This window comes from Paraburkholderia sp. IW21 (assembly GCF_041321145.1).
In the GTDB taxonomy this organism is placed as follows: Bacteria; Pseudomonadota; Gammaproteobacteria; order Burkholderiales; family Burkholderiaceae; genus Paraburkholderia.
This window is the reverse complement of sequence record NZ_JBGGWA010000002.1, coordinates 17344-37001: the sequence shown is the minus strand read 5'-3', so window position 1 is coordinate 37001 and position 19658 is coordinate 17344. Positions and strand designations below refer to the sequence as shown.

Sequence of the window (19658 nt, the reverse complement as noted above, 5' to 3'; positions counted from 1 at the left end):
CGGGTGAGGCCGGTAGCGCGGTGCGGCAATGAGCGCGCGCGTCGTTTCGTGCGGCATCGTGTTGCTCGATCCGGACGGCCGGGTGCTGCTCGCGCATGCCACCGAAACGTCTCACTGGGATATTCCGAAGGGTCACGGCGAAGAGGGCGAGGCACCTCACGTCACGGCGCTGCGCGAGATGGTCGAGGAGACGGGTATCGCGATCGCAGCTGAACGACTGAACGATCTCGGTCTGTTCGTTTACCGGCGCGACAAGGACCTGCATCTGTTCGGGGCGCGGGCTCATGCCGACGAACTCGATCTGACTTTGTGTACCTGCACGTCATTGTTTCCGCGCCGCTCGGACGGCACGCTGATCCCAGAAATGGACGCGTACCGTTGGGCCTCGCCGGACGAGGTCGAAAAGTATGCGAGCCGCAGTCTCACACGGCTTTTTCAGACCACGCTTTCGCTCGCGGAACTGCATCGTTCGCTTTAGCGGGCGCGCTGTTGCGCCCGGCAGCCACGATCGCAGCCATAACGGCCACGGCGGCCGCGGCAGCGTGGACGATCTGATCCTTCAGTCGAGCGCGCGGTCGTTCGGATGCGCGAACAGCGCGCGGTTCTGCCCCGACAGCGGAAATTTCAGATTGATGCCGTGCGGCGGAATCGGCTGCGTGAACCATTGGTTGTACAGACGTTCCGCGTCGCCGGAAGTTTGGCCGCGCGTGATCACCCCATTCACGAGCGTGCGCAACGGCTCGTCGCCCTTGCGAAACATGCAGGCGTAGACCTCATAGCCGAGCGGCGTGCCGGTTACCACGAAGTCGTTGGGGTGCGGGGCGGTCGATTTGAAGCCGTACACGATCGGCTCGTCCATCACGAAGGCCGCGGCCCGGTCATCCCTGACCGCCTCGAACGCTTCCTGATGATCGCGCGCGCTGGTGATGCGCATGTTCAGGTGCTTTTCGGTGTTCAGGCGGCGCAGCAGGTGTTCGTCGGAGGTGCCGGCGGTCGTCACGACGGCCTTGCCGGCCAGGTCCGGAAAATCGGTGATGCCGCTGCTCTTGCGCGCGATCATGCGTACCGCGTACTGGAAGAAACTGTTCGAGAAAGCGGCCACATTCTCGCGCTCGACTGTGTGCGTGGTCGAGCCGCATTCCAGATCGATCTGATTGTTCAGCAGCATCGGCGTACGGTTCGAAGAGGTCACGGTGATTTCGTGTACCTTCAGTTGCGGCATGCCGAGCTTTTTCTTGATTTCGTCGACGATCTTCAGCGCGATGGTCTGCGAATAGCCGACCGTGCGCTTGCCGTCGAAGTACGAGAAGGGAATCGACGTTTCACGCACGCCGAGCACGACCACGCCGTCGTCGTGGATTTTCTTCAACGTGCCGGTCAGTTCGTCTGCATGAGCGGGGCAGGCGAGCGACACCACGCCGGACGTGACCAGCACGCCGAATGCGCAACGCATGCTGTGTGCGATGCGTGCGGCGCGGGTCATGCGCGCGGCAGGAATGGCAGGCGCGTGGCGCGTGCCCTGAGCCATGCCCCCTGCACTCGCCGCGCGGCGGACTGCAACTTTCATCGGACCTCCCGGACTGGCGTGTGCACGTATGCCACGTTGTCACTATGGATGGAACATGATGCAACGAAACGGCGTGCATCTCGCTCACGAGAGGCACGCCGTATTCAACTTCAGATGTGCCGCCGGCTTACGCCGGCTTGCCCCAACTGTCGCGCAAGCTGACGATGCGATTGAACACGGGCTTGCCCGGTTTCGAATCGACGCGGTCGGCGACGAAATAGCCATGGCGCTCGAACTGATAGCGCTGTTCCGGCAGCGCGTCGCGCGCACCCGGCTCCAGATAGGCGTTGACCACGCGCTTCGAGTCAGGATTCAGCGCTTCGAGGAACTCGCGGCCACCGGCGTCCGGCTGCGGTTCCTTGAACAGACGGTCGTAGATGCGCACTTCGGCCGCGTACGCGGTTGCCGCGCTGACCCAGTGAATGTTGCCCTTGACCTTATAGGTGTTCGCGCCTTCGGTGCCCGATTTGCTGTCCGGGAAGTAGTTGCAGTGAACGGCGACGATGTTGCCGTTCTCGTCCTTATCCGCGCCCGTGCACTCGATCACATAGCCGTAGCGCAAGCGCACCTTGTTGCCCGGGAACAGGCGGAAGTAGCCTTTCGGCGGCGTCTCGGTGTAGTCGTCGCGCTCGATCCACAACTCGCGCGAAATCGGGAATTCGCGCACACCTTGTTCCGGATGATGCGGATGGACCGGCGCGCTGCAGGGCTCGGTCACGCCTTCGGGAAAGTTGTCGATGATCAGCTTGACCGGATCGAGCACGGCCGCGGTGCGCGGCGCCTTCTCATCCAGATCGTCGCGCAGCGCGCCTTCGAACACGCTCATGTCGATCCACGAATCGACCTTGGTGACGCCAATGCGTTCGCAGAACAACTGAATTGCTTCCGGCGTGAAACCGCGGCGGCGAACGCCGACGATGGTCGGCATACGCGGATCGTCCCAGCCATCGACGTGGCCTTCGGTCACCAGTTGCAGCAGCTTGCGCTTGCTGGTGATCGCGTAAGTCAGGTTCAGGCGCGAAAACTCGATTTGCTGCGGCAGCGGACGCGTGAAGATGCCGGCTTCGGCCAGCTCGTTCAGAATCCAGTCGTATAGCGGACGGTGGTCTTCGAACTCGAGCGTGCACAGCGAATGCGTGATGTTTTCCAGCGCGTCCGAGATGCAGTGCGTGTAGTCGTACATCGGGTACACGCACCATGTGTCGCCGGTGCGGTAGTGGTGTGCAAAGCGGATCCGGTAGATGACCGGATCGCGCATGTTGAAGTTCGGCGACGACATGTCGATCTTCGCGCGCAGCACGTGCTCGCCTTCCTTGAACTCGCCGGCTTTCATGCGGCGGAACAGGTCGAGGTTTTCCTGCACCGAACGATCGCGGAAGCGCGACGGTGTGCCGACTTCGCTGGCCGAGCCGCGGTTCGCGCGCATTTCTTCGGCCGACTGGCTGTCCACATAGGCCTTGCCGCGTTCGATCAGCAGTTCGGCGAATTCGTACAGCTTGTCGTAATAGTCGCTCGCGAAGTAAAGCTGTTCCTTGCCGTCTTTTTCCCACTCGAAGCCGAGCCAGCGCACGGAGTCGGTGATCGAGTCGACGTACTCGACGCTTTCCTTTTCCGGATTCGTATCGTCGAAGCGCAGATGGCACACGCCGCCGTAGCTGCGTGCCACGCCGAAGTTCAGGCAGATGCTCTTGGCGTGGCCGATATGCAGATAGCCGTTCGGCTCAGGCGGAAAGCGCGTTTCGACGCGCTGACCCCACTTGCCGGTGCGGTTGTCTTCGTCAATGATGTTGCGGATGAAATTGGATGCCGCTGGCGCGTCGTTGCGTTCGGTATTCATGCGAGAAGGTGAAAGTCGGTCCGGGGCGCGCAATGCGCCCACTTATTCGTCAATTCTACCTGACGCGTCCGGTCGCGGCGGCCGAGTGCGGCGCGCAGCCAACGTTTGAGCGGTTTCGACGGTTTTTTGCGCTCCGGCGGTATCCTGCAAGCTGGGTTTAAGGTGCTGTAACAGGAGGTAAAACGCTTTGTTGACGGGCACGTTACCGCCTTAGGATGCGAGCGGCAGCGGCTCTCGCCGGCGCGGAGACCGCATGCCCGCCCAGTGATTTCTCCGGCGCTGCTGTGCGTGCATGCCGCGCAAGCCGGGTCGCCGCGCTGCGCACCCCGCGCGCCGCTCAACCTGTTGCGGGTTGCGCTGCCCGTGCTCTGCCGTGCAGCGCGCCCGCAATCCGGCGCGGTTGCGCGGATCGCCCCACCTCACCCATTGGACCGCCTTGCACAGACGCTTTCCGTTCATGCAATATGGCGCCCTTAGTTCCCGGAGTTTCTCGGATGTCCGTCCCGACGCATGACGCGCCTCGCGCGCCTTTCGCCTCTTTGTCTTTCGCCCGAATCGCGACAGTCGCGGCGGTGTTCGCCGCGTTCACCGGCAGTTGCGTCGCGCCGGCCACCGCGCTGGCGAAAACGCCGCCGCCTAAGGCTGTGCTCGAGGCGTCGGCCGTGGCCGTGCCGGATCGCTACAGCGCCGACACCGCGCAGCAGATCTTCGCCGCCGGCGGCAACGCGGTAGACGCTGCCGTGGCGATCGCCTTCACGTTGGCCGTGACCTATCCGGATGCGGGGAACATCGGCGGCGGCGGCTTCATGACACTGTTCATGGACGGCAAACCGTACTTTCTCGACTACCGTGAGCGCGCACCGCAACAGGCGACTCGCGACATGTACCTCGACGATAAAGGCAATCTCCTACCGGGCATGAGCCTCGTCGGCCATCGCGCGGTGGGTGTGCCGGGCACCGTCGCGGGTATGTGGGAGGCGCAGCAGCGCTTCGGCAAGCTGAAGTGGAAGCAGGTGCTGGCGCCCGCGATCCGTTATGCCACCGACGGCTTCAAGGTCGAGCCGTGGTTGCAGCAGCGCCACGACGCGGCGGCGAAAAACTTCGCCGGCAAGACCAATTTCGATGCCTACTTCTCGAACCTGAAAGCGGGCGTGACGTTCCGTCAGCCTGAACTCGCGCAGACCCTCTCGCGCATCGCCGGCGACGGCGGCCGTGAGTTCTACGAAGGCCGCACCGCCGATCTGATCGCCCAGCAGATGTACGGCCACGGGCTGGTCACGAAGCAGGACCTGATTCAGTACAAGGCCGTCTGGCGCCAGCCCCTCACCGCCGACTGGAACGGCTATAAGGTCGTGACCGCTCCGCCGCCGAGCTCGGGCGGCATCGGGCTGATCCAGATGCTGAAGATGAAAGCCGACCTGAAGCAGGTCTTCGACGGCGTCGAGCTGAATTCCGTGCCGTATATCCATCTGATCGCGCAGATCGAAGACCGCGTGTTCGCCGATCGCCAGCAATACATCGGCGACCCCGATTCGTACAAAGTGCGGGTCGACAAACTCACCAGCGACACCTACCTCGCGCAACGCGCCGACGAAGTGAAACCGGACGAAGTGCCCGGCGCCATCCCAGTCAAAGGAGGCCTGGGCGACGCAATGCCGGAAAAGGCGCAAACCACGCATTTCTCGGTGGTCGACAAATGGGGCAACGCGGTGTCGAACACCTACACGCTGAACGGGCCCTTCGGTTCCGGCGTGGTGGTGGACGGCGGCGGCTTCGTGCTCAACGATGCAATGGACGACTTCGTGACCAAGCCCACTGCCGCCAGTCCCGCCGGCGCAACGGCCGACGATCTGAATGCCGTGGCGCCCGGACGCCGGCCGCTTTCCTCGATGACGCCGACCATCCTGTTGAAAGACAACAAGGTGTCGCTCGTGATCGGCACGCCTGGCGGCTCCCGGATCCTGACCTCGATCTTCCAGGTAATGACCAACCTGTACGACTTCAAGATGGCGCCCGCCGATGCGCTGGCCGCGATGCGGTTCCATCATCAGTTGCTGCCGCCGAAGACGATTTACTTTGAGCCGTACCATCCGATCACGGGCGAGCTGGCCGACCAGTTGAAAGCCAAGGGCTACACGCTGGAAGGGCAGCCGTTCAACGGCGACGTGCAGATGATTCGCGTCGAAGGTACGACGCCCGAGCCCGCGGCCGATCCGCGTGGCGTGGGCGTAGGCCGCGTGATGCATTGAACGGCGGCTTCGGCACACCGATAAACAGACTGACCACACTGCGACGGGGAACGCGATGAGCGCACAAAAATTAAACATGCTCGTGCTGCCGGGCTATCAGAATTCGGGAATCGGCCACTGGCAGACACGCTGGGAGGCGCTCGATCCCGCCTTCGTGCGCGTGCAGATGCCGGATTGGGATCATCCGGCGCGCGAGGCCTGGTGCCGCACGCTCGACGCTGCCGTAGCCGCCGCCGATGCCCCGGTGGTGTTCGCCGCGCATAGCCTCGGCTGCCTGGCGACCGCTTCCTGGGCGTCGCAGTACGCGAACGCCACTCAGCTTGCGAAGGTGGCGGGCGCGCTGCTCGTCGCCGTGCCCGATCCGGCCGGGACACATTTTCCGCGGGACGCCAGCGGTTTCGCGCCCGTGCCGCTCACGCGCTTGCCGTTCGCGAGCATCGTCGTGGCGAGCAGCGACGATCCTTATGGCGGCGTGCCGTTTTCGCAGACTTGCGCGAACGCTTGGGGCAGCCGTTGGATCGACATCGGCCCACGCGGTCATGTCAATGCCGACAGCGGGCTCGGCGATTGGGACGAAGGGCGCGACTGGCTGGCCTCTTTGGGCCGGCGGGATTGAGGTGCCGTCGAGCGGGCTGCGCCGGCACACTTCCGAAAGCGCACTAAGCCCGTGCCGCCGTGCCGCCGCCGCACTCAAATCACCGACTGTGCCCGCAATGCCGCGATTTGCGCCCCGTCATAACCGAGCACATCGCGCAGGATGCTGTCGGTGTGCTCGCCGAGCGTCGGCGGATGGGCCAGCGCTTCAGGCGGCGTCCCGGTCATATTGATCGGATTGCGCACCAGTTTGACCGTGCCGCCCGACGGGTGCGGCAGATCGACCCGCATTCCACGCGCCACCACCTGCTCGTTCTCGAACACTTCACTCAGATCGTTGATCGGCCCGCATGGCACACCCGCGGCTTCCAGCGCGGCGAGCCATTGCTGCTTGCCCTGCAGACGCACCATGTCGGCGAGGATCGGCACGAGAATGTCGCGGTGGCGCACGCGAGCCGGGTTGGTCGCAAATCGCTCGTCGTTGGCCAGTTCGGGATGGCCGCCGGCTTCGACGAACTTGCGGAACTGCCCGTCGTTGCCGACCGCGACGATGATCCAGCCGTCGCTTGTCTGGAAGGTCTGGTAGGGCACGATGTTCGGATGCGCATTGCCCCACCGCACCGGCGGCTGGCCGCTCGCCAGATAGTTCGAATTCATGTTGGCGAGCATGGCGACCTGCACGTCGAGCAGCGCCATGTCGATGTACTGACCTTCGCCCGTGCGGTCGCGGTGCGTAAGCGCCGTGAGCACGGCGATGGTCGAATACATGCCGGTCATCAGGTCGGCGATCGCTACGCCGGCCTTTTGCGGGCCGCCGCCCGGCTGGCCGTCGCGCTCGCCGGTAATGCTCATGAAGCCGCCAATGCCTTGCACGATGAAGTCGTAGCCGGCCCGCTGCGCGTACGGCCCGGTTTGCCCGAAGCCCGTCACCGAGCAATAGACCAGATCGGGCTTCACTGCCTTTAGCGACGCGTAATCGAGGCCGTACTTCTTCAACTGCCCGACCTTGTAGTTCTCGAGGACCACGTCACTCTGCGCGGCCAGCTCGCGGATGATCCGCTGGCCCTCGGGCGAGGCAATATCGACTGTGACCGAGCGCTTGTTGCGGTTCGCCGCGAGATAGTAGGCCGCCTCGCGCGTATCGGCGCCTTCGGGCGTTTTCAGGTATGGCGGCCCCCAGTGGCGAGTGTCGTCGCCGACCTCGGGGCGTTCGATCTTGATGACGTCCGCGCCGAAATCGGCGAGCGTCTGCGCGCACCAGGGCCCGGCGAGCACGCGTGTGAGGTCCAGCACGCGGATATGACTGAGAGCGCCCATATTCTTCGATGTCTCCTAGGTAAGCAAAGCGGCGCGCAAGTCGCCGCAGATGTGGGCAATCTTAAGCGATTCCCGGGCGTGGGCGCAGTCAGCCGAACGGCATAGGACGAATGGCGCGCCTCGCCATGTCCTGCGCTACCCGGCCAAACCTGGCCGAATGGCTAACTGTACGAGCAGGCGGGGAGGCGCCGCCGCGCACGGGCGCCGATCCCGTATAATCAGTCGTTTAAGAAACAAACAGTTGGCGCATCCCATGATGCCGCCGGTAACAGCCAGGACCGTCCCCCGCACGCTATGAAAGCCGCCGAAATCCGCGAGAAATTCCTCAAGTTCTTCGAATCGAAGGGCCATACGATCGTTCGCTCGTCGAGCCTTGTGCCCGGCAACGACCCGACACTGCTCTTCACCAATTCGGGAATGGTGCAGTTCAAAGATGTGTTCCTCGGCGCGGAATCGCGTCCGTATTCGCGCGCCACGACCGCGCAGCGCAGCGTGCGCGCCGGCGGCAAGCACAACGATCTGGAAAACGTCGGCTACACCGCGCGTCACCACACGTTCTTCGAAATGCTGGGCAACTTCTCGTTCGGCGACTACTTCAAGCGCGACGCGATCCACTACGCGTGGGAATTGCTGACGGGCGTGTACCAATTGCCGAAAGACAAGCTGTGGGTCACCGTCTATCACGAAGACGACGAAGCGCACGACATCTGGGCGAAAGAAGTCGGCGTGCCGGTCGAGCGGATCATCCGCATCGGCGACAACAAGGGCGCGCGCTACGCGTCGGACAACTTCTGGCAGATGGCCGACACCGGCCCGTGCGGTCCGTGCTCGGAAATCTTCTACGACCATGGCCCGGACGTATGGGGCGGCCCGCCGGGATCGCCTGAAGAAGACGGCGACCGCTACATCGAGATCTGGAATCTCGTGTTCATGCAGTTCAACCGCGACGCGCAAGGCAACATGACGCCGCTGCCCAAGCAGTGCGTCGACACCGGCATGGGGCTGGAGCGTATCGCCGCGGTGCTGCAGCACGTGCACAGCAATTACGAAATCGACCTGTTCCAGGCGCTTATCACAGCGGCTGGCCGCGAGACCGGCGTGACCGATCTGACGAACAACTCGCTGAAGGTGATCGCCGATCACATTCGCGCGTGCTCGTTCCTGATCGTCGACGGCGTGATTCCGGGCAACGAAGGCCGCGGCTACGTGCTGCGCCGTATCGTGCGCCGCGCGATCCGCCACGGCTACAAGCTGGGCAAGAAGGGTTCGTTCTTCCACCGCATGGTGCCGGACCTCGTCGCGCAAATGGGCGGCGCCTATCCGGAACTGAAGGAAGCGGAACAACGCGTGACCGACGTGCTGCGTCAGGAAGAAGAGCGCTTCTTCGAGACCATCGAGCACGGCATGTCGATTCTGGAAAGCGCCTTGGCCGACCTGGATGCCAAGGGCGGCAAGACGCTCGACGGCGAACTCGCATTCAAGCTGCACGACACGTACGGCTTCCCGCTCGACCTGACAGCGGACGTGTGCCGCGAGCGCGAAGTGTCGGTCGACGAAGCCGCCTTCGACGAAGCAATGGCGCGTCAGCGCGAGCAGGCTCGTGCGGCGGGCAAGTTCAAGATGGCGCAAGGGCTCGAATATTCGGGCGCCAAGACGACGTTCCACGGTTACGAAGAAATCGTCTTCGACGATGCGAAGGTGATCGCGCTGTATGTGGACGGCGTATCGGTCAAGGAAGTGGCGCATGGCCAGCAGGCAGTCGTCGTGCTCGATCACACGCCGTTCTACGCGGAATCGGGCGGCCAGGTCGGCGACCAGGGGTTGCTCGCCAACGCGAGCGTGCGCTTTGCCGTCGCCGATACGCTGAAGGTGCAGGCCGACGTGGTCGGCCATCACGGCACGCTCGAGCAGGGTGCGCTGAAGGTCGGCGACGTCGTAAAGGCGGAAATCGACGCGGTGCGCCGCGCCCGCACGGCCCGCAATCACTCGGCTACGCATTTGATGCACAAGGCGCTGCGCGAAGTGCTCGGTTCGCACGTGCAACAGAAGGGTTCGCTGGTCGATCCGGACAAGACGCGTTTTGACTTCGCGCACAACGCGCCGATGACGGACGAGCAGATCCGTCAGGTCGAAGCGATCGTCAACGCGGAAGTGCTGGCGAACGCGCCGGGCATCGTGAAGGTCATGCCGTTCGACGAAGCGGTGAAGGGCGGCGCGATGGCGCTGTTCGGCGAAAAGTACGGCGACGAAGTGCGCGTGCTCGACCTCGGGTTCTCGCGTGAGCTGTGCGGCGGTACGCACGTGCACCGCACGGGCGACATCGGTTTCTTCAAGATCGTGATGGAAGGCGGCGTGGCTGCGGGTATCCGTCGCGTGGAAGCGATCACGGGCGATAACGCCGTGCGCTTCGTGCAGGATCTTGACGCGCGGATCAATGCGGCTGCGGCCGTGTTGAAGGCGCAGCCGTCGGAACTGACGCAGCGGATCGTGCAGGTGCAGGATCAGGTGAAGTCGCTGGAGAAGGAGCTGAGCGCATTGAAGTCGAAGATGGCTTCGAGCCAGGGCGATGAGCTTGCCGGTCAGGCAATCGAAGTGGCCGGCGTGCACGTGTTGGCTGCGACGCTTGAAGGCGCGGACGTGAAGACGTTGCGCGAGACGGTCGACAAGCTGAAGGACAAGCTGAAGAGCGCGGCGATCGTGCTGGCCTCGGTTGAGGGCGGCAAGGTGAGTCTGATTGCCGGTGTCACAGCGGATGCCAGCAAGAAGGTGAAGGCCGGTGAATTGGTCAACTTCGTTGCGCAGCAGGTCGGTGGCAAGGGCGGCGGTCGGCCGGATATGGCGCAGGCCGGCGGTACCGAACCGGCGAATTTGCCTGCGGCACTGGCAGGCGTGAAGGGTTGGGTCGAAGCCCAGCTTTGATTTGATCGGGGTTTGATTGGGCCACGCAGGGCGCCGGTTATCTGGGCGTCTCGCGTGGCCTTCGGTTTTTTGGACCCGACCGCTCCTTGTCGTGCCTCGTTGGGTTGTGCGTGCCTCGTCGCGCTTTGTTTTTCCTCTGCGTGGCTTGGCGCGGTGCGGTTGATGGTTCGTCTTATAACGGTCGCCGTCGCGCATTCCCGACGTCGGGCGGGCAAAGGTTCAAGCTACGCCTGTCACAGCCGCCGCAGCCACCGTTGCCGCATCCTCCCGCGCCACGAGGGTCTGCCTCAACGCATTGAGCGCGGAAGAAAAATGCCCTCGCCGCCAGACAAGCAGCGTTTCAATCATGCCAATGTCGGGAAGCTCATGAACCGCGATATTGCTGGCATCGGCTTGCAAATCCAGCACTGACCTCGGCGCCACGGCCACCCCTGCGCCGGCGGCGACGCAAGCCACAATTGCATGGTAAGAACCCAGCTCCAGCACCCTGGCTGGCCTCACACCATGCTCCAGATACCACTTCTCGATATAAGCCCGATAAGCACATCCGCGCTCGAACGCGATTAGCGTCGATAGAGCAACATCCCGCACCTCGCGAATCGGCCGATGCCCCCGCGGCGTCAGCATCACCAGCTCTTCCCTGAATACCGGCACCGTTTCGAATACTTCGCCAAGTGCAGCAGGATCGAGTGGCGTCGCTACCAACGCGGCATCCACTTCGAATTCGCGGACCCGTTCGATCAACTTGCCCGTTGTGCCGGTTTCGAGTTCGAGCGCGACATCCGGCCACTGCTGGTGATAGCGCGCGAGCAATCCGGGTAGACGCGTCGCCGCGACGCTTTCCATCGTGCCCAAACGCAAACGCCCACTCGGACGGTCCTCGCGCACCGCATGACGCGCCTCGTCGGCGAGCGCGAGCAAACGTTCCGCGTAGGGCAGCAGCGTCTCACCCGCGGGCGTCAAAACGAGGCGGCGGCCGTCACGGATGAACAGGTCGGTGCCGAGTTGCTCCTCAAGCTGCTTGATGCGCGTCGTCACATTCGATTGCACGCGATTGAGCTTGGCGGCGGCGCGCGTCACGCCGTTTTCCCGCACGACAGCACGGAAAATGGTCAAGGCGGCCAGATCCATGATTCTCTCTCGGTGATGGGTGATATCCGAATTATTCATTTTTAGTGATTGAAAGGTCAAGCTAATATGGATGGAAGAACCGGTGACCGCCGGCCCGATTTCATTTAACGTCTGCCCATGAACGATCTCACCTCCAGCGCGCACGAAGCCACCGCCGAACCTCACGCCGCCCGCCGCGCGGCGCTCGCCTGCATGCTCACGCTGGCCGTGGCGCTCGGCATTGGACGCTTCGCGTTCACGCCGCTCTTACCGTTGATGCTCCACGGCGGCGCCTTCGGTCAGCCGCAGCTCGATATCCAGCATGGCGGCTGGCTCGCGTCGTTCAACTACGCAGGCTATTTCGTCGGTGCCGTCACCTGCGCGGCGCTGCGGGTCGCGCCGGCGCGCATGGTGCGCGTCGGGCTTGTGGTGACGGTCTTGCTGACGCTGGCGATGGGCCTGACAGACCAGTTCTGGGTGTGGGCCGTCGTGCGCTTCGTCGCCGGCGTGGTCAGCGCGTGGACCTTCGTGTTCGCATCGCAGTGGGGATTGCGGCGGCTCGCGGAGCTCGGCGCGCACGGGTGGGGCGGGGTGATCTATACGGGCCCGGGCGTCGGCATCGTCGGGACGGGGCTGCTGGTCAGCGTGGCCGGCGGCTATGGCGCGACGGCGGGGTGGATCGGCTTCGGGCTCATCGCCGCGGTGTTGTCGATGGTGATTTGGCCGGTGTTCAGGACCGCGTCCGATACCACCTCGGGAGGCGCGGCTCTCCGTACAAGCGCGGCAGCCACACGCGTTCTTGCAAGCCAACACGCGCCCACCGGCCAGCCCCCCACAGGCCGCACGCCGCACCGCGCCGACGCCTTCTGGCTAATCGTGCTCTACGGTGTGCCCGGCTTCGGCTACATCATCACCGCGACGTTCTTGCCGGTGATCGCACGCCACGCGCTGCCAGGCTCGTCCTGGCCCGATCTGTTCTGGCCGATGTTCGGGGTGGCGTTGATCGTCGGCGCGCTGCTGGCGGCGCGCCTGCCGGTACATTGGGACAACCGCGCGCTGCTCGCCGGCTGCTACGTGCTGCAAGCCTGCGGCATTGCCCTCGGGATCGTCTGGCCGACGGCGGGCGGCTTTTCGCTCGGCAGCATCCTGATCGGTCTGCCGTTCACGGCGATTACGCTGTTCGCGATGCGCGAAGCACGGCGTCTGCATGGCGACGAGGCGGCCGGCCTGATGGGCTATGCGACCGCGGCATATGGTGTCGGTCAGATCATCGGTCCGCTGGTGGCCGCGCCGATCGCCGCACACACAGGGTCGTTTTCGCCGGCGCTATGGCTGGCGGCCGGGGCGCTGGTGCTTGGCGCGGCCGGCCTGGTCATCGTGGCGCGCATGCCTCGCGGCCGCGACCGCATGCCCAATTGCGGTTGCAACTAACTGCTTTCCTGGCGACGCCGGGCGGGGACTGATCCGCGGCAACCGCCCGCCGCCGCGCGCACGGTACGCTCGTCGGTCTTGCGTCTCGGCGAAACACGTAAGTGTTGAGCATGCCGCCGTCCAAAATCTACTGCTTCAGTTGTTGCCACCGATGCGGTCGGACGGCAAGCCATTCGCTCAACAGTTCAGCGAAAACACGCCACTGTCGAACCCGCCACCCCACGTTCCGGCAAGCGATCGAAAAACAAATAACTCACCAGCGCACTAAAATGACCGCTTTCCCGTCATCTGAGCGCGCCTGTCGCCGGGCGCGCCGCCTGCCATGCAACATTTCGCGTCCGACAACTACGCCGGCATCTGTCCCGAAGCGCTCGACGCGCTGATCGCCGCCAACAACAGCGGCCACGAGCCGGCCTACGGCGACGATTCCTGGACCAACCAGGTCTGCGATCGTCTGCGCGAGTTGTTTCAGACCGACTGCGAAGTGTTTTTCGTGTTCAACGGCACGGCCGCCAATTCGCTGGCGCTGGCGTCGCTATGCCAGTCGTATCACTCGGTGATCTGCCACGAACTGGCTCATATCGAAACCGATGAATGCGGCGGCCCCGAGTTCTTTTCGGGCGGCTCGAAGCTGTTGACCGCGCCGGGTGTCGGCGGCAAGCTCACGCCGGACGCGATCGAAGCCGTCGTCACGCGCCGCGCGGACATTCACTACCCGAAGCCGAAGGTCGTCACGCTCACGCAAGCGACGGAAGTGGGCACCGTCTACAGCGTCGAGGAAGTGCGCGCGATTGCGGCGATCGCCAAGCGGCGTCATCTGAAGGTACATATGGACGGCGCGCGTTTTGCGAACGCGGTCGCGGCGCTCGATGTGCATCCGTCCGAGATCACGTGGCGCGCGGGCGTCGACGTGCTGTGCTTCGGCGGCACCAAGAACGGTTTGCCGGTCGGTGAAGCCGTGGTGTTCTTCGACCGCGCGCTCGCCGACGATTTCGCCTACCGGCTGAAGCAGGCCGGCCAACTGGCTTCGAAGATGCGCTTCATCTCCGCGCCGTGGCTCGGTCTGCTCGACAACGACGTTTGGCTGCGCAATGCGCGTCATGCCAATGCGATGGCGCAATTGCTGCAATCGCGGTTGCAGGAAATCCCCGGCGTCAGCATCATGTTCCCGGGCGAATCGAACGCGGTCTTTGCGCAACTGCCTGCGCAAGCCGCCAAAGCGATGCGCGCGCGGGGCTGGAAGTTCTACGAGTTCATCGGCGCGGGCGGTTGCCGGCTGATGTGCGCCTGGGACACGCAGCCCGAAACCGTCGAGCGTTTCGCAGCCGAAGTGCGCGAACTATGCGCGGCGTGAATCGCGCTGGAACCGCGTGGTGACCCAGACGTAGGAACGAAATGCATGAACGAGGCGCAGGAACGAGACGCTGCACGAGGCGCAGGAACGAGACGCTGCACGAGGCGCAGGAACGAGACGCTGCACGAGGCGTTGAAACCTCGCACTTGACAATGCGCCGAACAGCGCGCGGCACGCAAGCTCGACGCCCAACATAATCAGACCCAAAACACAAAGAGACGACCCACTCGCCATGACCGAACACCGATTTTGTCCGCGCTGCGCCACGCCCTTGATCGAGCGCGCCGATGCCGAGCACGAAGGCGGCCGCCTTCGTCAGACCTGTCCCGATATGGAATGCGGCTACGTCCACTGGAATAATCCGCTGCCGGTGGTCGCGGCGATCGTCGAGTACGAGGGCAAGATCCTGCTCGCGCGCAACGCTGCGTGGCCGGAAGGCATGTTCGCGCTGATCACCGGATTTCTGGAAAACGGCGAGACCCCGGAAGAGGGCATCGCCCGCGAAGTGCTGGAAGAAACCTCACTGCACACGGAGACGGTCGAGCTGATCGGCGTGTATGAATTCATTCGCAAGAACGAACTCATCATCGCGTATCACGTGAAGGCGTACGGAACGATCGCGCTGTCGCCGGAATTGCTCGAATACCGGCTGATCGAGCCGGCGAAATTGCGGCCATGGCGCGCGGGCACCGGTCAAGCGCTCGGCGAATGGATGCGGCGGCGCGGCTTGCCGTTCGAGTTTGTCGAAAAGCCGGGGCAGTAAGCCTGGACAACGAGCCTGACCCAGGATTTCGCGCTCGGGGAGGAGCACGGTATGGCCTGTATCTACTTAACCGGGCCGCTCCCTCCACGATAACCACCAGGACAATCAGCAAGCCAACCCCTACGCCACGCTACGATGAACAAACCCGCACCCGCCGCGCGAACCGCCTACCCGCATTTTCTGCCGATCACCACACGCTGGATGGACAACGACGTCTACGGCCACGTGAACAACGTCATCTATTACAGCTACTTCGACACGGTGGTGAACGAGTATCTGATCCGCGCCGGTGCGCTCGACATCGAGCACGGTCCGACGATCGGCCTCGTGGTCGAGACGCATTGCAACTACTTCGCGCCGCTGGTGTTTCCCGAGCGCGTCGAAGCGGGCTTGCGGGTGGTGCGGCTCGGCACGTCGAGCGTGCATTACGAAGTGGGGCTTTTCAAGGAAGGCGAAGATCAACCCGCCGCGCAGGGCCATTTCGTGCACGTGTACGTGGATCGCGTCACGCGTCGTCCTGTCGCGCTGCCTGCGCCATTGCGCGCGGCGCTCGAACCGCTGACCGTCGCTGAGCAAGCGGAATAGGCGCGTGCAGTCGTTCGTCATCAATCTGCTCAATGGTGTCAGTTACGGCCTGCTGCTCTTCATGTTGTCGGCGGGCTTGACGCTGATTTTCAGCATGCTCGGCGTGCTGAATTTCGCGCACGCGAGCTTCTATATGCTTGGCGCTTACGTCGGCTTTTCAGTGGCGGCGCATGCGGGTTTCTGGACTGCGCTGGGGGTCGCGCCGCTGATCGTCGGCTTGATCGGCGCGGCACTGGAGCGTTGGTTGCTGCGCCGCGTGCGGGTGCATGGTCATCTCCCCGAGTTGCTGCTGACTTTCGGCGCCGCGTATGTGCTCGGCGAACTCGTCAAGCTCGGCTGGGGCTTGAGTCCCCTCAGTGCGACCGTTCCAGCCGCGCTCGATGGGCCGTTGTTCACCGTCTACGGCGCAGCCTTCGCACGCTATCGGGCCTTCATGATGGCGGTGTCGCTGGCGATGCTGGCGGCGCTGTATGCGGTGCTGCGGGTCTCCAGGGCGGGGCTGATCGTACGCGCCGCGCTCACGCACGCGAGCGCCGTCGAAGCGCTCGGCCACAACGTGCCGCGCGTGTTCACGGGCGTGTTCGCGGCGGGCACGGCGCTCGCGGCGTTGGCCGGCGTGATCGGCGCGCCGCTCTTCGTGATCGAACCGGCGATGGCGGACTCGCTGGGGTCGATCGTGTTCGTGGTGGTGGTGATCGGCGGATTGGGTTCGCTGAGCGGGGCGCTGGCGGCGTCGCTGATCGTCGGCTGCGTGCAGACCTTTGCCGTGGCGAGCGACGTGTCGTTGGGCGATTTCACGTCGATTTTCGGAGGCGCGCTGCCGTCCGGATGGGACACGCTGACGCTCGCGCAACTCGCGCCGCTGATTCCCTATCTGCTGCTCGTCGCGATGCTGGCGTTGCGCCCGCGCGGACTTTTCGGCCGGCGTGACGACCATGCGTGAGCCGCCGGACCCATCCGCATGGCACGCCGGAGCGGCGCGCCCAATGTGGCGCCCGCTTGCGCCGTGGCTCGCGCTCGTCCTGTTCCTCGCCGTGCCGCCCTTTGTGTGGCCACAAGGCTGGTTGCTCGCCTATCTCGCGCAGACCGCGGCGATGATCGTGTTCGCGCTCTCGTACAACCTGCTGCTCGGCGAGACGGGTTTGCTGTCGTTCGGTCATGCCGCTTATTCCGGCCTCGGCGCGCTCATCGCCGCGCAGGTGTTCAACCGCGTCGGCGTGCCGCTCGTGCTGCTGCCGTTGATCGGCGGCATTGGCGCCGCGCTGTGCGGCGTGCTGTTCGGTTTCGTCTCGACGCGGCGCGCCGGCACGGCCTTCGCGATGATCACGCTTGGCATCGGCGAACTCGTCGCGGCAGCCGCGTGGACGCTGCCCGACTGGTTCGGCGGCGAGGCCGGCGTGCCGATCGATCGCGCGAGCGGGCCGATGCTCGCAAGCTGGCGTTTCGGCCCGGCTCGTGAGGCGTATGCGCTGATCGCGCTGTGGTGCGTGCTGGCGAGCGTGGCGATGTTCGCGTTGTCGCGCACACCCTTCATGCGGCTCGCCAATGCCGTGCGCGACAATCCGGCGCGCGCTGCGGCGATTGGCTGCTATCCGCGCCGCATCCGCTACGGCGTGGTGGTGATGTCCGCGTTTTTTGCGGGCATCGCAGGCACCCTGGGGCTGATCAATGTCGAATTGGTGTCGACGGAAAGCGTCGGCATGATGCGCTCGGGCGCCGTGCTGATTGCGACGGTGATCGGCGGTACGGCGGCGTTTTTCGGGCCGGTCGCGGGCGCGGTCGTCCTGACGTTTTTCAGCGTCGCGGTGGCGAGCGTCACGCGGGCATGGCTGTTCTATCTGGGACTGTTCTTTATCGTGATCGTCGTGGCGTCGCCGGATGGACTGGCGGCCTTTGTACAGCGGCACACGGCACGCGTCGCCACATACGGCTGGCGCATGTGCGGGGCGGCTTATCTATGGGGCGCGGTATCTGTGTTGCTGTGGACGCCGGCCGTTGTGCTCGCGGTGCAGTGGGCATACGCCGCGCAATTCGGCGCGGACGATGGCGCGGCCTTCAACGTCATCGGCATGCCGCTGGCGACGGCCTGGTCGCACCTTTGGCTCGGCGCTGCGGTTTTCGCTCTGGCCGCGCTGGGGGCGCTCGCAGCGCGCTACGCGGTTCGGGCACAAGCACGTCTTGCCGTTCGCGCCCGCGCCACGCCGACCATCGGAGACGCGTGATGATTCCGGCCCTTGCGCTTTACGGCATCGAAAAGCGCTTCGGCGCCACGCAGATTTTGCGGGGCGTCGATCTTGCGATCCAGCCAGGCGAGCGCCATGCTTTGATCGGCCCGAACGGCGCCGGCAAGTCGACGCTCTTCAATCTGATCGCAGGAGGCGCGCGGCCGAGCGCCGGGCGCATCGATCTGTTCGGCGCGGAGATCACGCGTCTATCGCCGGCCGCGATTACGCGCCGTGGCCTCGCACGGAGTTTTCAGACCACCAGCGTGTTCGCGCGCCTCAGCGTGTTCGACAACCTGCGCTGTGCGGCCATGCTGGCCGAGCGCGACCGCACGCGCTGGTGGCAGCGTTTCAGCGGCTCACGCGTGGTGGACACGCGCGCCGAGCAGGTGCTCGAAGCAGTGGGCTTAAGCGCGCGCCGGCAAATCCAGGCCGGCACGCTTAGCTATGCCGAGCAGCGCGCGCTCGACCTCGGCCTCGCGCTCGCGGGTGGCGCGCACACCTTGCTGCTCGATGAGCCCACCGCCGGCATGAACCGCGCCGAAGCGGCACGCGCCATCGAACTGATTCGCTCGACCAGCGCCGGCCGCACGCTGCTGATGGTCGAGCACGACATGGACGCTGTGTTCGCCATCGCCGATCGGATTTCCGTACTGGTGCAAGGCCGCATCATCGCGACCGGCACACCTGCGGCGATTCGCGCGAATGCGGCGGTGCGCGCCGCTTATCTCGGCGATGGCTTGCGCACATGACCGCCTTACTCGACATTCGGCAACTGAACGCCTGGTACGGCGCGAGCCAGGCGTTGCATGGCGTCACGTTGCGGATCGACGCGGGTGAGGTCGTCGCGCTGGTCGGGCGCAACGGCTCCGGCCGCTCGACGCTGGCGCGCGCGCTCATGGGCCTCGTGCGCAGCGAGGGTGCATTGCAGTTTGCCGGCCACGCACTCGGCGGCCTGCGCACCTTCGAGATCGCCCGCCTGGGACTCGGTTACGTGCCGGAGCATCGCGACGTCTTTCCGACGCTAAGCGTCGAAGAGAATTTGCAACTCGGTGTCGCGCCGCGCGCTCGCAGCCGCACGCCGCGCTTCGCCTTCGACGACGCTTACGCACTGTTTCCCGTTCTGCGCGAAAGAAAGCGCACGCGAGCCGGCGCATTATCGGGCGGGGAGCAGCAGATGCTGACGCTCGCCCGCTCGCTGCTCGGCGACCCCGATCTGCTGGTCATCGACGAGCCCGGCGAGGGGCTGGCGAGCCAGGTGATGGAGCAGGTCGCGCAGTGTCTGCGGATGCTGCGTGGTCGCGGCGTGGCGATGCTGCTGATCGAACAGCGGCTTGTGATCGCGCAAGATATCGCCAGCCGGGTTGCGGTGATGGGACATGGTGAGATCGTCTTCGACGGCGAGCTTGCGTCGTTTTTGAAGCGTCCCGATGTGATGCAGGAATGGCTCGGCGTGGGGTAGCCGAGGTGTAGCGTAGGGGGGCGTGGTTACGCGTTTCTTGTGTTGTAGCGTGGGTCTCGGCGTCTGACTGCTTGGCTGGCGTTCGCCGCGGTATTTGGGGTGGTTTTTTTTTATGGCTTTGGCCTTTCCTTGATTTGTTTGTGGTCTATTAGCGTTGCCCCTGTGCGGGGCGGCACCTACTTCTCTTTGCCGGCTGCAAAGAGAAGTAAGCAAGAGAAAGCAGCTCAAACCGCTAATGCTAAGCGGCT

The 19658-nt window shown here is 64.5% G+C and carries 16 protein-coding genes; 12 read left to right on the top strand and 4 right to left on the bottom strand.

The window, feature by feature from the left end; genetic code table 11:
- Positions 1–28: 28 nt before the first annotated feature.
- Positions 29–478, top strand: a complete 450-nt coding sequence (locus ACAX43_RS03950) for an NUDIX hydrolase (RefSeq protein ID WP_370707132.1) — start codon at positions 29–31, stop codon at positions 476–478.
- A gap of 81 nt (positions 479–559) precedes the next feature.
- Here the strand turns inward: ACAX43_RS03950 and ACAX43_RS03945 are convergent, their stop codons facing one another.
- Together ACAX43_RS03945 and ACAX43_RS03940 are read right to left on the bottom strand one after the other, a co-directional pair.
- Positions 560–1567: a transporter substrate-binding domain-containing protein gene (locus ACAX43_RS03945; RefSeq protein ID WP_370707131.1), complete on the bottom strand. Its 1008-nt coding sequence runs from the start codon at positions 1565–1567 to the stop codon at positions 560–562.
- Between the two features lie 127 nt (positions 1568–1694).
- Positions 1695–3404 (bottom strand): glutamine--tRNA ligase/YqeY domain fusion protein, encoded by a 1710-nt coding sequence (locus ACAX43_RS03940; protein ID WP_370707130.1) that lies wholly within the window; start codon positions 3402–3404, stop codon positions 1695–1697.
- A gap of 494 nt (positions 3405–3898) precedes the next feature.
- Between ACAX43_RS03940 and ggt the strand changes: the two genes are divergently transcribed.
- On the top strand, positions 3899–5653 hold the full coding sequence (gene ggt / locus ACAX43_RS03935; RefSeq protein ID WP_370707129.1) for a gamma-glutamyltransferase: 1755 nt from the start codon (positions 3899–3901) through the stop codon (positions 5651–5653).
- A gap of 55 nt (positions 5654–5708) precedes the next feature.
- A complete protein-coding gene (locus tag ACAX43_RS03930; RefSeq protein WP_370707128.1) occupies positions 5709–6269 on the top strand; it encodes an RBBP9/YdeN family alpha/beta hydrolase in 561 nt (186 codons plus the stop codon).
- Positions 6270–6343: 74 nt separating this feature from the next.
- On the opposite strand, the gene ACAX43_RS03925 is transcribed toward ACAX43_RS03930, so the two are convergent.
- Positions 6344–7564 carry a CaiB/BaiF CoA transferase family protein gene (locus ACAX43_RS03925; protein ID WP_370707127.1) on the bottom strand — a complete coding sequence of 407 codons (1221 nt, stop codon included), beginning with the start codon at positions 7562–7564 and terminating at the stop codon, positions 6344–6346.
- A 294-nt stretch (positions 7565–7858) separates the two neighbouring features.
- Here ACAX43_RS03925 and alaS point away from each other — a divergent pair, with 294 nt between their 5' ends.
- The gene (gene alaS, locus ACAX43_RS03920) at positions 7859–10483 is read left to right on the top strand and encodes an alanine--tRNA ligase (RefSeq protein WP_370707126.1); all 2625 of its coding nucleotides are present in this window, start codon (positions 7859–7861) and stop codon (positions 10481–10483) included.
- Between the two features lie 219 nt (positions 10484–10702).
- Here the strand turns inward: alaS and ACAX43_RS03915 are convergent, their stop codons facing one another.
- Positions 10703–11614: a LysR family transcriptional regulator gene (locus tag ACAX43_RS03915; protein ID WP_370707125.1), complete on the bottom strand. Its 912-nt coding sequence runs from the start codon at positions 11612–11614 to the stop codon at positions 10703–10705.
- A 117-nt stretch (positions 11615–11731) separates the two neighbouring features.
- Between ACAX43_RS03915 and ACAX43_RS03910 the strand changes: the two genes are divergently transcribed.
- The 8 genes from ACAX43_RS03910 (at position 11732) to ACAX43_RS03875 (ending at position 19410) form a co-directional block, all read left to right on the top strand.
- Complete coding sequence (locus ACAX43_RS03910; RefSeq protein WP_370707124.1) at positions 11732–13024, top strand: YbfB/YjiJ family MFS transporter; 1293 nt, start codon at positions 11732–11734, stop codon at positions 13022–13024.
- Between the two features lie 322 nt (positions 13025–13346).
- The gene (locus ACAX43_RS03905) at positions 13347–14378 is read left to right on the top strand and encodes a low specificity L-threonine aldolase (protein WP_370707123.1); all 1032 of its coding nucleotides are present in this window, start codon (positions 13347–13349) and stop codon (positions 14376–14378) included.
- Positions 14379–14610: 232 nt separating this feature from the next.
- On the top strand, positions 14611–15141 hold the full coding sequence (locus tag ACAX43_RS03900) for an NUDIX domain-containing protein (protein ID WP_370707122.1): 531 nt from the start codon (positions 14611–14613) through the stop codon (positions 15139–15141).
- 135 nt (positions 15142–15276) lie between these two features.
- Positions 15277–15726, top strand: coding sequence for an acyl-CoA thioesterase (locus ACAX43_RS03895; RefSeq protein WP_370707121.1), 450 nt, complete (start codon positions 15277–15279; stop codon positions 15724–15726).
- A 4-nt stretch (positions 15727–15730) separates the two neighbouring features.
- Entirely contained in the window at positions 15731–16669 is a 939-nt protein-coding gene (locus tag ACAX43_RS03890) for a branched-chain amino acid ABC transporter permease (protein WP_370707120.1), read from the top strand.
- Positions 16662–17948: a branched-chain amino acid ABC transporter permease gene (locus ACAX43_RS03885; protein ID WP_370707119.1), complete on the top strand. Its 1287-nt coding sequence runs from the start codon at positions 16662–16664 to the stop codon at positions 17946–17948. The genes ACAX43_RS03890 and ACAX43_RS03885 overlap by 8 nt, the downstream gene beginning before the upstream one ends.
- Entirely contained in the window at positions 17948–18700 is a 753-nt protein-coding gene (locus ACAX43_RS03880; protein ID WP_370707118.1) for an ABC transporter ATP-binding protein, read from the top strand. The genes ACAX43_RS03885 and ACAX43_RS03880 overlap by 1 nt, the downstream gene beginning before the upstream one ends.
- Positions 18697–19410: an ABC transporter ATP-binding protein gene (locus ACAX43_RS03875; RefSeq protein WP_370707117.1), complete on the top strand. Its 714-nt coding sequence runs from the start codon at positions 18697–18699 to the stop codon at positions 19408–19410. Before ACAX43_RS03880 ends, ACAX43_RS03875 begins: the two co-directional genes overlap by 4 nt.
- The last annotated feature ends 248 nt before the right edge of the window (positions 19411–19658 follow it).